This is a genomic window from Streptomyces sp. NPDC008137, assembly GCF_042957035.1.
Classification (GTDB): Bacteria; Actinomycetota; Actinomycetes; order Streptomycetales; family Streptomycetaceae; genus Streptomyces.
Genome location: NZ_JBIBHN010000003.1, coordinates 425,506 through 439,038 on the forward strand (window position 1 = coordinate 425,506; position 13,533 = coordinate 439,038).

Consider the following 13,533-nt stretch of genomic DNA (forward strand, 5'->3'; position numbering starts at 1 on the left):
GCCGGGACTGCAATCCCAGTGCGAGGGCCTGACCACCGAGGAAGACGGACACTTCCTGATGGATACGCAGAACCCTAGCGCGCACCCGCGCGCCCAGGCCCGCGTTGCGGGCAACATGCACCCGAACCAGCGGCCCGGCACAGCCCACCGCACCGGCGGGCTCCAGCACGACAACACCCGCCACACCACCCGCTTCACGGTGATCGGCAACCACCTCACCCAGCACGCCGAGCTGTCCCTCCTCGCGATCGGCCTGGCCTGCCACCTCCAGTCGCTGCCCAAGGGTGCCCGGGTCGACATCAAGGCCCTCGCCGCCCGGTTCCCCGAGGGAGCGACCCGGATCGCCGCCGCCCTGCGCGAACTGGAGGTCCACGGGTACCTGCGCCGCGAACGCGTCCGCACGCCCACCGGCCGCATCGTCACCCGCACGACCTCCTGCAACCAGCCCTCGGTGGCCCGCCGTGCCGCCGAGGCGACCCGGGCGGCCCGGGCGGGCACGGAACCGAAGCCTCCCGAGGCCTGCGAGGAGCGCGCACCAGCACCACACGGGACGACGCGTGAGCAACAGCAGCCACCCCGCAAGCCACTCCCCGCCGTCCCCCGGCCCGCGTATCCCGCCCCGGCCCTCCTCCAAGCCGCCACCGACCTCCTCGCGGACCTCCACCGGCACGACCCCCGGCTGCTGCTCTCCGCCCGCGACACGGCCCACCTGGCCCCCGGCGTCGCCGCCTGGCTGGAGCGGGACGTCGCCCCCACCGCCGTACGCCGGGCCCTGAGCACCGACCTGCCGCCCGAGGGCGTACGCCGCCCCGCGGCCTTCCTGGCCCACCGTCTCGCCGACCGGCTTCCGCCCCCGCCCCCGTTCCGGGCACCGGCCGTACCGCGGCCGTCCCCGTCGGCGATGCGGAACTGCGACGGCTGCGACCGGGGCTTCCGCTCGTCCGACCCAGCGGCCCGCTGCCGCGACTGCCGCTCCGACCAGCAGGAGGCCGCCTAGCATGAACGTGACGATCCTTGCCCCTGGGCACAGACGACGAGGAGCGAGCGCCATGACCATCGCATCCGGTAACGCGCGGCGGGACGGCTCCCATCTGTACCGGTCCATGAGGGATGTCGTGCGGTCGCTGGACGACACCCTCCCCGGGAAATTCGAAGTCACCAAGGAAGGGATCGTGCACGACATGATGTCGCCGGGAGGCCCGCACGAGGTCACGGCCGCGCATGTCAGCCGCCGTCTGGAGAAGGTCATGCCGGACGAGCTGCTGGCCCACAACGGCACGCCCGACGTGGAAGACGTGCCCGAGGGCATCATGCGGCATCCGGACGTGATGGTGATCGCCTGGGCCGACCTCGACGTCGAAGGCTCCGTCGACCCCCGTACGGTCGTCGCCGCCATCGAGGTCGTCTCCCGGTCCAACCCGGAGAACGACTGGGTCGGCAAGATGCGCGACTATCCGCTGCTCGGCATTCCCATCTACGTGATCTTCGATCCACGTACCGGCAGTGGTGCCGTCTTCACCGACATCCACGCCACCCCGGAGGGCCCTCGTTACGCCGTGCGCAAGAACTTCGTGTACGGCGAGGATGTCACCATCAGTGAGTGGACCATCTCCACGAGCGGCCTGCCGCGCTACCAGGACGGCAGCGCGGAAGAGGGCGAAGAGGGATGACACCCCGGGCCGCGACGAGCACCGCCCCCGTGCCTCATAGGCTGGCCCCATGACGGAACTGCCCTCCCGTCGTCTGCTGCTGGTGCACGCGCACCCGGACGACGAGTCGATCAACAACGGCGCGACCATGGCCCGGTACGTGGCCGAGGGTGTCCACGTCACCCTGGTGACCTGCACCCTGGGCGAACGCGGCGAGGTCATCCCGCCCGGGCTCGCGCATCTGACCGGCGCCGCCCTGGGGCAGCACCGCCGCCAGGAGCTCGCCGCCGCGATGGCCGAGCTCGGTGTCCGGGACGTCCGCCTGCTCGGCGGCGCCGGACGCTACAGCGACTCAGGGATGATGGGCCTGCCCGACAACGACGACCCCGGCTGCTTCTGGCAGGCCGACGTCGACGAGGCCGCCGCACACCTCGTCGAGGTGATCCGCGAGGTACGCCCCCAGGTCCTCGTCACCTACGACGACGACGGCGGCTACGGCCACCCCGACCACATCCAGGCCCACCGCGTGGCCATGCGCGCCGCCGAACTGTCCGCCGAGGCCGGTACGCCGATCCCGAAGGTCTACTGGAACCGGGTCCCCCGGCCCGTTGTGGAGGAGTCCTTCGCCCGGCTCCACGACGACCTGCCCGGCCTCCCCTTCACCAAGGCGGCCGAGGTCGACGACGTACCCGGTGTGGTCGGCGAGGAGCGGATCACGGCGGTGATCGACGGCACCTCCCACGCCGCCGCCAAGGCCGCCGCGATGCGCGCCCACGCCACGCAGATCACCGTGGCCGAGCCGTATTTCGTGCTGTCCAACGAGCTCGCCCAGCCGATCCTGGCGACCGAGTACTACGAGCTGGTGCGGGGCGAGCGGGGCCCCGGTGAGCGGGAGACGGACCTGTTCGCCGGTGTCGAGGAGGCCTCATGAATGACCGGGGTCCGATGCTCGCCCAGCCCATGCGGCCACCGTCCGCCGCCCGGGTCACCGCCTGCCTGGGGTTCTTCCTGCTCGGGGCCGTGGTCGGCGTGGCCGGGGCGCTGGTGCAGCCCGCGTGGTTCCCGGGCGGGCTGCTGCTCGCGCTCGCCGGGGAGGCCGGAGCCGTCCTGGGCGCGGCACGCGTCACCCGGGGCCGGATCGGGGGCGTCGCGGCAGCCGCCGGCTGGATGCTCGCCGTCATCCTGCTCACGGCCAGCCGCCCCGAGGGCGACTTCCTCTTCGCCGCGGGAAGCGGCTCCTATCTCTACCTGCTCGGGGGCATCGGTGTGGCTGTGATGTGTGCCACCCTTGCCCCGGGGCGGCAACCGGACGGCGATCCCGTCCGACTTGCCAAGTGACGTACCACTTCGCCAGGACGTGCCCGTGGGGGTCCGGTGTGGGATTCCCGGCGGTCGTGGGATACGGGCCAGAAGTGGCCAGTATGGTGGTGCGCGCCGCCGAGCTGCCCGCGTGAGGTTGTGTCGGGCGGCGGAGCCAACCGGGAGAACCTGCCTTGAGTCGTGAAACTGACACTCCGTCCTCCGGGCCCAACGGGCGCGGTGGAGCCGCCTACCCGTCGGGTACGCCGCCGTACGGGACCCCGAAGGTCTCCGACGCCGGTACGGACGCGGGCCGTTCGGCCGCGCGGCCGGAGGAACGCAAGACCGAGACCACGCTGACGACCCGGATCCGGATCAACATCCCCGGGTCACGGCCCATTCCGCCCGTGGTGGTGCGCAAGCCCGTCGGGGATTCGGAGGGTTCGGGCGACACCGGTACGACCGGCGCGGGCCCCGGCGGCGAGGCCTCCGCACCGGGTGCCGCCACCTCCAGGGGCACCGGCACGGTCGAGCCTCCCGCCGAGCCCGTGCAGCCCGCCGATGACAAGCCGACCAGCGACTGGTTCGCACCCCGCAAGTCCGGCACGGGCCAGGGCGGTCAGGACGGCGGCTCCACCAACGGAACCGGTATGCCGGGCGGTTCGAACCCGGCGGCGGGTACTCCCGGTACTCCCGGTGCGTCCGGCGGGGCCCGGCCGGGTGCCGGGCGGCCCGGAGGCGTGGTCGGCTCCATGGGTGCGCCGGGCGGCTCCCGGTCCGGAGGTACGAACGGTGCCGGGCTCCCCGGCGGCGCGACCGGCGGACCCGTCGCGCCCGGGCACGGCGGCGGCACCGGCTCCTTCGACGTCACCGAGGCACTGGCGGCGGGCCCGCTGGGCAACGGCTCGCGTCCCGCGCCGGGCAGTGGCAGTGGCAGTGGCAGTGGTGGTGGCGAACCGCGCCGCGACGATCTGCCGTTCTTCGCGGAGAACGACCGTGCGGGCCAGGGCGGCCCCGGCCCCCAGGGCCCGGCCGGTCCGACGGGCGGTCCGGTCACCGGCGACGGCCCGATGGCCCCGCCGGCCGGTGGGCCCGGTGCCCCGGGCGGCCGTCCCGACGTCTTCTCCGGCGGACCGGGCGGACCGGGCGGACCGGGCGGACCGGGCGGGCGGGGTGCCCCGGGCCGACCGGGTGGCCCCGGCGGCCCGGGTGGCCCCGGCGCCTTCAGCGAGCCGGGCAGGCCCGGTGGGCCGGGTGGCCCCGGCGCCCCCAGCGCCTTCAACGACCCCGGCCGACCCGGCGGCCCCGGCGTGCCTGCGGGCCCCGGAGCCATCGGCGCGCCCGGCGGACCCGGACGCCCGGGCGCACCCGGTGGTCCCGCAGGCAAGGGCGGCCCCGCCGGTGCCGGCGCCCCCGGCGGCGGCATGAGCGACGACACCGCCATCCTCACCCCGCAGAAGCCCGCCCCCGAACCGGACGACCAGGGCTACGGGCCCCGCCACGACAACGTCTCCGGGCACACCGTCACCAGCGGCATCCCGGTCGTCCCGTCCGGCGCGGCCTCCCCGTTCGGCCCGGGCGCGCCCGGCGACGGCCCGGTGCCGCACGGTGCCCCGAAGCTGCCCGAGCCGGTCTCCCCGCCCCCGGCGAGCTCCTCGAAGGCGCCGAAGAAGAAGGGCCGCAACAAGCTCGTGCTGCTCGCGGTCGGCGTGGTCGTCGCCGTCGGTGGCCTCTACGGCGCCGGTCTGCTGATGAACCGCACCGACGTCCCGAAGGGCACCAGCGTCCTCGGTGTCGACATCGGCGGCACCACCCGCGACGGCGCGGTCAAGAAGCTCGACGAAGCCTTCGACGACAACGCGGGCAAGCCGCTGAAGCTGTCGGTGGGCGGCAAGGCCGTGTCCCTCGACCCGGACAACGCGGGCCTCCAGTTCGACATGGACGCCACGGCGGACGCGGCGGCGGGCAGCGACTACAACCCGGTCTCCGTGATCGGCTCGCTGTTCGGCAACCACCGCGTCGTCACCCCCGTCATGCCGATCGACGAGGAGAAGCTGCACGCGTCCCTGGAGACCGCCGCGGGCGGCTCCGGCTCGTCGTCCGACGGCACCATCAAGTTCCAGGGCGGCAAGGCCGTCGCCGTGTACGGCAAGGTGGGCAAGGGCATCGACGTCGACAAGTCGACCGCCGCGATCGAGCAGGCCTACCGCACCCAGGTGGAGACCGGCACCGCCGGTACGGTGAACCTCCCGACCACCACCCGGCAGCCGACCGTCTCGAACGCCGAGGTCGACCGGATGCTGAAGGACTTCGCGCAGCCCGCGATGTCCGACATCACCACCGTCCGGACCGACGCGGCGCACGAGATCAAGTTCGGCCCCTTGTCCCTGCCGAAGATCCTCAGCTTCAAGGCCGTCGACGGCAAGCTCGTCGACACCTACAACCTCAAGGCGCTCCAGGAGGCGTACGGCACGACCTTCGAAGGCGTGCAGATCGAGGGCGCGAGCGGCAAGCGCGACGTCCTTCCGCAGGATGTCGTCGCCGCGCTGCGCGAGGCCCTGCGCGGCAAGACTCCGGCGGAGCGCGTCGGAGTCATCGACACCAAGCCGAACTGACCTCCGGCCACCCGCCGCACGAGAGCCCCTGCCCGATGAGGGCAGGGGCTCTCGTCGTCACCCCACCGGCATGACATCTGTCATCCGCCACTCCGGACGCCCGACACTGCCCCCGCCCACACCCCCGAAGCCACCATGGCCGTATGACAACGACAGCCCCGGTGGTCGCGTTCGACCAGGTGAGCAAGGCGTACGACACCGTCCGGGCCGTGGACGGACTGACCCTGACCCTGCGCCCGGGGGAGACCGTGGCGCTGCTCGGCCCCAACGGCGCGGGCAAGTCCACGACCCTCGATCTGCTCCTCGGCCTCAAGAAGCCCGACAGCGGCACGGTCCGTCTCTTCGGCGAAGGACCCCGGGAGGCGATCGTCGCCGGGCGCGTGGGCGCCATGCCGCAGAGCGGCGGGCTGATGGACGAGGTCACGGTCGCCGAACTGGTGCGGCTCGCCTGCGATCTGCACCCGAAGCCGTACCAGCCCTCGGAGGTGCTGTCCCGCGCGGGCATCGCGCAGATCGCCGGCCGCAAGGTGAACAAGCTCTCCGGCGGCCAGGCCCAGCGCGTCCGCTTCGCCCTCGCCACCGCGGGGGACAGCGACCTCATCGTCCTGGACGAGCCCACCACCGGCATGGACGTCACCACCCGCCAGGCCTTCTGGGCCACCATGCGCGAACAGGCCGACCAGGGCCGGACCGTCCTGTTCGCCACGCACTACCTCGAAGAGGCCGACGCCGTCGCCGACCGGGTCCTGGTGCTGCACCGCGGCCGGCTCATCGCCGACGGCACGGCCGCCGAGATCAAGGCCAAGGCGGGCGCCCGGCGGATCGCCTTCGATCTGGATGCCGCCATCGACGAAGGCGCCCTGCGCGCCCTGCCCTTCCTCACCTCGATCGATGTCTCCGGCCGGACCGTCCGCATCCAGTCCACCGACGCCGACGCGACCGTCCACGCCCTGTACGGCCTCGGCGTCCACCCCCGCAACCTCGAAGTCGCCGGGCTCGGCCTGGAGCAGGCCTTCGTCGCGATCACCGCCGCCGAGGAGGCGAAGTCCAAGTGAACAGCCTGATCAAACTGGAACTCACCCGCGCCCTGCGCAACCGCAAGTTCCTGTTCTTCTCCGTGATCTACCCGTCGGTCCTGTTCCTGATCATCGCGGGCAACTCCGACAGCACCACGAAACTCCCCGGCACCGGCCTGACCCTGCCGACCTACATGATGGTCTCCATGGCCTCCTTCGGCGCTCTCACGGCCGTCCTCATGGGCAACAGCGAGCGCATCGCCAAGGAGCGCGAGGGCGGCTGGGTGCGGCAACTGCGCCTGACCACGCTGCCGGGCCGCGGCTACGTCCTCGCCAAGACCGCGAGCGCCGCCGTCGTCAGCCTGCCGTCCATCGTCATCGTCTTCGCCGTCGCGGCGGCCGTGAAGCACGTACGCCTGGATGCCTGGCAGTGGCTCGCCCTCACCGGCGCGATCTGGGCCGGCAGCCTTGTCTTCGCCGCGCTGGGCGTCGCCCTCGGCTACCTCGCCAGCGGCGACGCGGTCCGCCCGATCACGATGATCACCTACTTCGGCCTGTCGATGCTCGGCGGCCTGTGGATGCCGACGACGACCTTCCCGGCCTGGCTCCAGGACATCGCGAAGTGGCTTCCCACGCACGCGTACGCTGCTTTGGGGCAGGCCATCGAGCAGAGCCGCGCCCCGCACGTCCAGGACCTGGCCGTCCTCGTCGTCTCCTTCGTCCTGTTCGCGGGCGGCGCGGCCTGGCTGTACCGGAAGGACACCCTGAAGGCGTGAGCGGCGTCGGGTTCGGCATCGGGCAGCGCCCGGTGAACCGCCGGCAGCGGGCGGTGAAGTCGCTGTGGACCGGCATCTGGCTGGTCTACCTGAGCGCGCCCGTCACCGACCTGCTGCACGGCGGCCACAGCACGGGCGTGACGATCCTCGGCTGGCTCGGCCTGGCCGCGTTCGTCACCTGGTACATGCTGCTGGTCTTCCGCACCGGCCGCGGCGAGCGCAACGCCCTGGTGCTCGGCTCGCTCGGCGTCCTCGCGGCCCAGTCCACGCTCCTCGCCCTCACCCTGGGCCGCGAGTGGCTGGTGCTGTTCGTGTACGTCTCGATCGCCTCCGGGGCCGCCCTGCCCCTGCGCCTGGCCCGCTGGACGATCCCGGCCGCGTGCGCCCTGCTGACCACCGTGGCACTCGCGACGCACGACGGCCTGTCCTACCTGGCCGGGCTCCTCATCCCGGCCCTGCTCGGCGGCTTCGCCATGACCGGCGTACGCGAACTCGTCCGCACCACCATCGCCCTGCGCGAGGCCCGCGCCACCGTCGCCCAGCTCGCCGCCAACGAGGAGCGCCTGCGCCTGGCCAGGGACCTGCACGACCTGCTCGGCCACTCCCTCTCCCTGATCACCCTCAAAAGCGAGCTGGCCGGCCGGATGCTCCCGGCCCAGCCCGACAAGGCGGCCCAGCAGGTCGCCGACATCGAGCAGGTCAGCCGCCAGGCCCTCGTCGACGTACGCGAGGCCGTCACCGGCTACCGGCGTCCGCGCCTGAGCGCCGAACTCGCCGGTGCCCGGGTCGCCCTGACCGCGGCCGGCGTCACCACCGACCTGCCCGCCGAGCCGCCGGGCCTCGCCGGCGTGCCCGAGGAGAGCGAGTCCGCCCTCGCCTGGGCCCTGCGCGAGGCGGTCACCAACGTCGTACGGCACAGCGGCGCCCGCCGCTGCACGGTCGAGCTGCTGCGCCGCCAGACCCTCGACGGCCCGGTCCTCGAACTCACCGTCGAGGACAACGGCTCCGGCGGCCCGGGCGACGGCCACGGCAACGGCCTCACGGGCCTCACCGAACGCCTGGCCAAGGCGGGCGGCACCCTGGAGGCGGGCCCCCTCAAGCACGGCTTCCGCCTGGTCGCCCGCGTGCCGACGGCCGACCCGGCGGACGTAGGATCCCCGGCATGAGCCGCACGATCAAGGTCCTCCTGGCCGAGGACCAGTCGATGGTCCGCGAGGCCCTGGCCGCCCTGCTCGGCCTGGAGGCGGACATCGAGGTCGTCGCCCAGGTGGCCCGCGGCGACGAGGTCCTGGAAGCGGCCCGCGCACACGCCGTCGACGTGGCCCTGCTGGACATCGAGATGCCCGGCGCGACGGGCATAGAGGCCGCGGCCCACCTCCACGAGGAGCTGCCGGCGGTGAAGCTGGTCATCCTCACCACCTTCGGCCGCCCCGGCTACCTCCGCAGCGCCATGGAGTCCGGCGCCGACGCCTTCCTGGTGAAGGACGCCCCCGCCGCCCAGCTCGCCGAGGCGATCCGCAAGGTCCTCACCGGCGAACGCGTCATCGACCCCACCCTCGCGGCAGCGGCCCTGGCGGACGGCGCCAACCCGTTGACGGACCGCGAGCGAGAAGTCCTCCGAGCGGCGGCGGACGGCGCCACCAACGCCGAACTGGCAACCACCCTGCACCTCTCCCAGGGCACAGTCCGCAACTACCTCAGCACAGCCATCCAGAAGCTCGCGGTAAGAAACCGAGCGGAAGCGGTCCGAGCAGCACGAGAAAAGGGCTGGTTGTAAAGCTCTTAGGGGCGCGGGGAACTGCGCGAAGAACCCCCGCGCACCCGCACACGCAACACAAGCCCCTACGGCGAGACGGCGTCAGTTGAGCATCGCCCGAGCCGCGAACGCCTCCCCCCGAACCCGCTCGGCAGCCCCCTCGTCCACCGCGGAAACAACCTCCGCATACGCCTCCAACTCCAGGGCCCCCGGCACGAAATCCCCCCGCTGCACCAGCAACTGCGCCCGCTCATAACGCAACTGAGCCGGATGCGAGGGCAGCAACAGAGACAACTCGACGGCCCACAGCGCCACATCCGAGCGCTCCGGCCGAGCCGCCGCCCACGCCCGCACGTTGTTCAGAATCCGCAGCACCACCTCCAGCGGATCCGCGGGCCGCAGCATCTCCGGATCGAGCCGCCCCGCCCCCGTCGCCCCGGCGACCAGCACCTCCGCGTCCGCCCCCGTCAGCACCCGCCCCCCGTCGAACGGATCGGCGAGCACCTGCCCCTCGTCGGGCCCGAACCCGACCACGAAATGCCCCGGCAGAGCCACCCCGTACACCGGCGCCCCGGCCCGCCGGGCCACCTCCATCCACACCACGGACAGCAGGATCGGCAGCCCCCTGCGCCGCACCAGCACCTCGTGCAGCAGCGAGGACTCCAGCCGCTGGTAGTCGGCCGGGCTGCCGCCGAAACCCAGCCGCTCACCGAGCAGCTCCCGCAGGGCATCCGCCCAGGCCCGCGGCCCGCCGGGCCGGTACGGCAGCAGCCCGGCCAGCCGGTCCAGCTCGACCTGCGCGGTGTCCAGGCCCGCCTCGTCCAGCTCCCGGTCCGCCTCCGCGCCCACCAGCAGGCACAGCGTCGACAGATCGGGCCGCTCGGACCGGGCCTCTTCGGCGAACCGCCGCCGCAGCTCGGCGGAGCGCTCCGGGGACGGGGGGTAAGGGGGACGCATACCTGGCTCGTGCCCTCTCGCGACGATCGGTTACCGGCCGGTGCCGCCGGATTCCGGCGCTCGGTAGTGGTGGTAGGCATGGTGCGCGGCGAAGCCCATCCCGGCGTACAGCTCCCGCGCTCCCGCGTTCTCGGCCTCGACCTGGAGCCACGCGGCCGACGCGCCCTCGTCGAGCGCCCGCCGGGCCAGCGCCGCCATCACGGCCGTGCCCAGCCCCTGCCGCCGCAGCTTCGGATCGACCTCGACGGCGGCGAACCCGGCCCACCGCCCGTCGACGACACACCGCCCGATGGCGGCCGGCTCCGCGCCGCCCGGCACGGTCGCGAACCACACCGAAGGCCCAGATCCCAGCACCCGCAGCGCCACCTCGCTCACGCCCTTGCGCTGGTACCGGGCCAGCCACGCCGCGTCGGCCTCCCGGGACAGCCCGACGGCCGCCGGATCGGCACGGTCGGCGACCGGCGCCAGCGGCCCGACCCACAGCTCGGCGGTCACCTCGCGCACCCAGCCCCGTGCCTCCAGCTCGGCACAGAGGAGTTCCTGCGTGCCCTCGGCGCCGGTCGCGGTCTGGACGTAGGCGGGCAGCCCGCGCTCGTCGTACCACCGCCGGACGGCGCCCAGCGCCTCGTCGAGCGGCATGCCCGGCTCGCCGAGCGGCAGCACCGAATTGGCCCGCCGCGTGAACCCGGACGCGGCCCGCAGCTCCCAGTCCCCGAGCCGCTCGCTCTCCACGGGCCGCCAGGCCCGCGCGGCGACCCGGGCCAGCTCCTCGTACGAGGCGGCCGGACCACGGCGGCGCGCCGGAGCGGCGGGCACCACCTTCCCCGCGACCAGCGCGGATTCCGCGATGCGGACGCTCTCGCCGTTCCTGCGTGTGATCAGCAGCACACTTTCGTCCCATGATGTGAGAACTCCGACCGTGTCGGTGAACTTCTCACCCGGAGCCGCGTGTTCGATCAAGCTCCGCACGGAGACCCGTTTCCCCACGTCAGCAGCGGTGATGGCCACCTCGAGACGCCCGCCGGCTGAGATTTCCACAGGTCCTTACACCCCTCCTGTTCGGATCATGCCCAAGAACGGAGATACTAGGGGCGGGCATCGACGACGCCGCGCTCCCGCGCGCCAGGCGGCGGAGCCTGAGGAGGCCCGCCAGCGCCCTATCGAGGAGGAACGACAGCGTGACCTACGTCATCGCGCAGCCTTGTGTCGACGTCAAGGACAAGGCGTGCATCGAGGAGTGCCCGGTCGACTGCATCTACGAGGGCTCCAGGTCCTTGTACATCCACCCGGACGAATGCGTCGACTGTGGTGCCTGTGAGCCGGTCTGCCCGGTCGAGGCGATCTTCTACGAGGACGACACCCCGGAGGAGTGGAAGGACTACTACAAGGCGAACGTCGAGTTCTTCGACGAGCTCGGCTCGCCCGGCGGCGCCAGCAAGCTGGGGCTGATCGAGCGCGACCACCCCTTCATCGCCGCGCTGCCGCCGCAGGCCTAGCCACCGCAAGCGGCCCGCACACCGCGCCGCCTCGGTCCCGTACGGCCTGATCACGTCGTGATCGCCGTACGGGACCGAGGCGTTTGCCCTACGACGGCTCGTACGTACCAGAAAGTGAGCCAGACCGTGTCCGCAGTCTCCGACCGTCTCCCCGCCTTTCCCTGGGACAAGCTGACGCCGTTCAAGGCCACGGCCGCCGCCCACCCGGACGGCATCGTGGACCTCTCCGTCGGCACCCCGGTCGACCCGGTCCCCGAGCTGATCCGGAAAGCGCTGGTCGACGCGGCGGACTCGCCGGGCTACCCGACGGTCTGGGGCACGACCGAGCTGCGCGACGCGATCACCGGCTGGGTCGAGCGCCGCCTCGGCGCCCGGGACGTCACCCACCGCCACGTCCTGCCGATCGTCGGCTCCAAGGAACTCGTCGCCTGGCTCCCGACCCAGCTGGGCCTCGGCCCCGGCGACCGGGTGGCCTACCCGCGCCTGGCCTACCCGACGTACGAGGTGGGCGCCCGCCTGGCCCGCGCCGAGTACGAGGTCTACGACGACCCGACGGAGCTGGACCCGGAGGGCCTGAAGCTCCTCTGGCTGAACTCCCCGTCGAACCCGACGGGCAAGGTCCTGTCGAAGGCGGACCTCACCCGGATCGTGGCCTGGGCCCGTGAGCACGGCGTCCTGCTCTTCTCCGACGAGTGCTACCTGGAGCTGGGCTGGGAGGCCGACCCGGTCTCGGTGCTGCACCCCGACGTCAACGGCGGCTCGTACGACGGCATCGTGTCCGTCCACTCCCTCTCCAAGCGCTCGAACCTCGCGGGCTACCGCGCGGCCTTCCTGGCCGGCGACCCGGCCGTCCTGAGCCCCCTCCTGGAGATCCGCAAGCACGGCGGCATGATGACATCCGCGCCGACGCAGGCGGCCGTCGTGGCGGCCCTGAGCGACGACGAGCACGTCCGCGTCCAACGCGAGCGCTACGCGTCCCGCCGCGACCTCCTGCGCGAGGCCCTGCTGTCCCACGGCTTCCGCATCGAGCACAGCGAGGCCAGCCTCTACCTGTGGGCCACCCGCGGCGAATCCTGCTGGGACACGGTCGCCCACCTCGCGCAACGAGGCATCCTCGTGGCCCCCGGCGACTTCTACGGCACAGCCGGCGCGGAGTTCGTCCGCGTGGCCCTGACGGCGACGGACGAGCGGATCGCGGCGGCCGTGCGGCGTCTGTAGCCCCGGAACGGAACACGGAGAAGGGGTCCAGGGAATTCCCTGGACCCCTTCTTCGTGTTCCGGGACCGGCGTCAGCCGATCGGCAGGCCCTTCGCCGGCAGCGTCTTCGCGGACGGCACGCCACCCTTCGTCAGGGAGTCGGTGGGCAGACCGCCCTGCGCCGAACCGGCGGCCTCACCGACGAGCTGCCCGGCGGAGCCCGCCGCTTCGCCGGCCGCCTTCTGCGCGACGGGCGTGGCCTTCTTGACCGTCTTGCCGCCGAGCTTGCCCGCGGCCGGCACCGCCTTCTTGACGGCCTTGCCGCCGGTGTCACCGGCGGACTTGCTGACGTCCGTCGCCGCGCCGTCGACGGTGTTGCCGACGTTCGCCCCGTCCAGGGCGGTCAGCCCGCCGAGGTTCGGGTTGGCCGGCAGCTCGGGGGCCGCACTGGCGGAGCCGGCCGCACCGACCCCGGCAGCCGCTCCCGCAGCGACAATGAGCGCGGCACGGGCGATCCGGCGGGTCAGGGGGAGGGACATGGTGCTCCTTCGACGGAGAGAACAGTGAGGTTCGTGAAGTGTCCGACCGGCTCCGGGAGTTGATCGACTGGCTGTTGACCGCCCCGGCTCGGACGCAGTGACTACCGCTCGAAGCCCGGGAAGGTTGCGGCGTCGCAACGTAAAGAGTTGGTAATGCGTCGCATAATCGGCTGCGGACAAACGGGCAAAAAGGCCCACGCCGGAAAGTCCGCCGAATCCTTCCAGCCCTGTAC

At 72.8% G+C, this 13,533-nt stretch carries 14 protein-coding genes; 11 read left to right on the forward strand and 3 right to left on the reverse strand.

Annotated features, from left to right (window positions below):
- Positions 1-58: 58 nt before the first annotated feature.
- The 9 genes from ACFZBT_RS07970 to ACFZBT_RS08010 all read left to right on the forward strand — a co-directional run bounded on the left by ACFZBT_RS07970 (position 59) and on the right by ACFZBT_RS08010 (position 9,132).
- Positions 59-997 (forward strand): helix-turn-helix domain-containing protein, encoded by a 939-nt coding sequence (locus tag ACFZBT_RS07970; RefSeq protein WP_391099748.1) that lies wholly within the window; start codon positions 59-61, stop codon positions 995-997.
- A gap of 52 nt (positions 998-1,049) precedes the next feature.
- Positions 1,050-1,670 carry a Uma2 family endonuclease gene (locus tag ACFZBT_RS07975; protein ID WP_391099751.1) on the forward strand — a complete coding sequence of 207 codons (621 nt, stop codon included), beginning with the start codon at positions 1,050-1,052 and terminating at the stop codon, positions 1,668-1,670.
- Between the two features lie 49 nt (positions 1,671-1,719).
- Positions 1,720-2,580: an N-acetyl-1-D-myo-inositol-2-amino-2-deoxy-alpha-D-glucopyranoside deacetylase gene (mshB, locus tag ACFZBT_RS07980; protein ID WP_391099754.1), complete on the forward strand. Its 861-nt coding sequence runs from the start codon at positions 1,720-1,722 to the stop codon at positions 2,578-2,580.
- On the forward strand, positions 2,577-2,987 hold the full coding sequence (locus ACFZBT_RS07985; protein ID WP_391099757.1) for a DUF6113 family protein: 411 nt from the start codon (positions 2,577-2,579) through the stop codon (positions 2,985-2,987). The genes mshB and ACFZBT_RS07985 overlap by 4 nt, the downstream gene beginning before the upstream one ends.
- 155 nt (positions 2,988-3,142) lie before the next feature.
- Positions 3,143-5,563, forward strand: a complete 2,421-nt coding sequence (locus ACFZBT_RS07990) for a hypothetical protein (RefSeq protein WP_391099759.1) — start codon at positions 3,143-3,145, stop codon at positions 5,561-5,563.
- Positions 5,564-5,706: 143 nt separating this feature from the next.
- Entirely contained in the window at positions 5,707-6,618 is a 912-nt protein-coding gene (locus ACFZBT_RS07995) for an ATP-binding cassette domain-containing protein (protein WP_391099762.1), read from the forward strand.
- Complete coding sequence (locus tag ACFZBT_RS08000) at positions 6,615-7,355, forward strand: ABC transporter permease (RefSeq protein ID WP_391099765.1); 741 nt, start codon at positions 6,615-6,617, stop codon at positions 7,353-7,355. The genes ACFZBT_RS07995 and ACFZBT_RS08000 overlap by 4 nt, the downstream gene beginning before the upstream one ends.
- A complete protein-coding gene (locus ACFZBT_RS08005; RefSeq protein ID WP_391099767.1) occupies positions 7,352-8,521 on the forward strand; it encodes a histidine kinase in 1,170 nt (389 codons plus the stop codon). Before ACFZBT_RS08000 ends, ACFZBT_RS08005 begins: the two co-directional genes overlap by 4 nt.
- A complete protein-coding gene (locus ACFZBT_RS08010; protein WP_391099770.1) occupies positions 8,518-9,132 on the forward strand; it encodes a response regulator in 615 nt (204 codons plus the stop codon). Before ACFZBT_RS08005 ends, ACFZBT_RS08010 begins: the two co-directional genes overlap by 4 nt.
- An 81-nt stretch (positions 9,133-9,213) precedes the next feature.
- Here ACFZBT_RS08010 and ACFZBT_RS08015 read toward each other — a convergent pair whose 3' ends face one another.
- Positions 9,214-10,068, reverse strand: a complete 855-nt coding sequence (locus tag ACFZBT_RS08015; RefSeq protein ID WP_391099772.1) for a tetratricopeptide repeat protein — start codon at positions 10,066-10,068, stop codon at positions 9,214-9,216.
- A 30-nt stretch (positions 10,069-10,098) separates the two neighbouring features.
- Positions 10,099-11,106 carry a GNAT family N-acetyltransferase gene (locus ACFZBT_RS08020; RefSeq protein WP_391099775.1) on the reverse strand — a complete coding sequence of 336 codons (1,008 nt, stop codon included), beginning with the start codon at positions 11,104-11,106 and terminating at the stop codon, positions 10,099-10,101.
- A 140-nt stretch (positions 11,107-11,246) separates the two neighbouring features.
- Between ACFZBT_RS08020 and fdxA the strand changes: the two genes are divergently transcribed.
- Together fdxA and ACFZBT_RS08030 are read left to right on the forward strand one after the other, a co-directional pair.
- Entirely contained in the window at positions 11,247-11,564 is a 318-nt protein-coding gene (fdxA, locus tag ACFZBT_RS08025) for a ferredoxin (RefSeq protein WP_010047804.1), read from the forward strand.
- A gap of 126 nt (positions 11,565-11,690) precedes the next feature.
- Entirely contained in the window at positions 11,691-12,782 is a 1,092-nt protein-coding gene (locus ACFZBT_RS08030) for a bifunctional succinyldiaminopimelate transaminase/glutamate-prephenate aminotransferase (protein WP_391099777.1), read from the forward strand.
- A gap of 71 nt (positions 12,783-12,853) precedes the next feature.
- Here ACFZBT_RS08030 and ACFZBT_RS08035 read toward each other — a convergent pair whose 3' ends face one another.
- Entirely contained in the window at positions 12,854-13,300 is a 447-nt protein-coding gene (locus ACFZBT_RS08035; RefSeq protein WP_215118730.1) for an ATP-binding protein, read from the reverse strand.
- Positions 13,301-13,533 lie beyond the last annotated feature (233 nt).

Coding starts and splice junctions, on each gene's coding strand:
- mshB (WP_391099754.1), top strand. CDS start 1,720: ATGACGGAACTGCCCTCCCGTCGTCTGCTGCTGGTGCACGCGCACCCG.
- ACFZBT_RS07975 (WP_391099751.1), top strand. CDS start 1,050: ATGACCATCGCATCCGGTAACGCGCGGCGGGACGGCTCCCATCTGTAC.
- ACFZBT_RS07970 (WP_391099748.1), top strand. CDS start 59: ATGGATACGCAGAACCCTAGCGCGCACCCGCGCGCCCAGGCCCGCGTT.
- ACFZBT_RS07995 (WP_391099762.1), top strand. CDS start 5,707: ATGACAACGACAGCCCCGGTGGTCGCGTTCGACCAGGTGAGCAAGGCG.
- ACFZBT_RS08035 (WP_215118730.1), bottom strand. CDS start 13,300: ATGTCCCTCCCCCTGACCCGCCGGATCGCCCGTGCCGCGCTCATTGTC.
- ACFZBT_RS07985 (WP_391099757.1), top strand. CDS start 2,577: ATGAATGACCGGGGTCCGATGCTCGCCCAGCCCATGCGGCCACCGTCC.
- ACFZBT_RS08010 (WP_391099770.1), top strand. CDS start 8,518: ATGAGCCGCACGATCAAGGTCCTCCTGGCCGAGGACCAGTCGATGGTC.
- ACFZBT_RS08015 (WP_391099772.1), bottom strand. CDS start 10,068: ATGCGTCCCCCTTACCCCCCGTCCCCGGAGCGCTCCGCCGAGCTGCGG.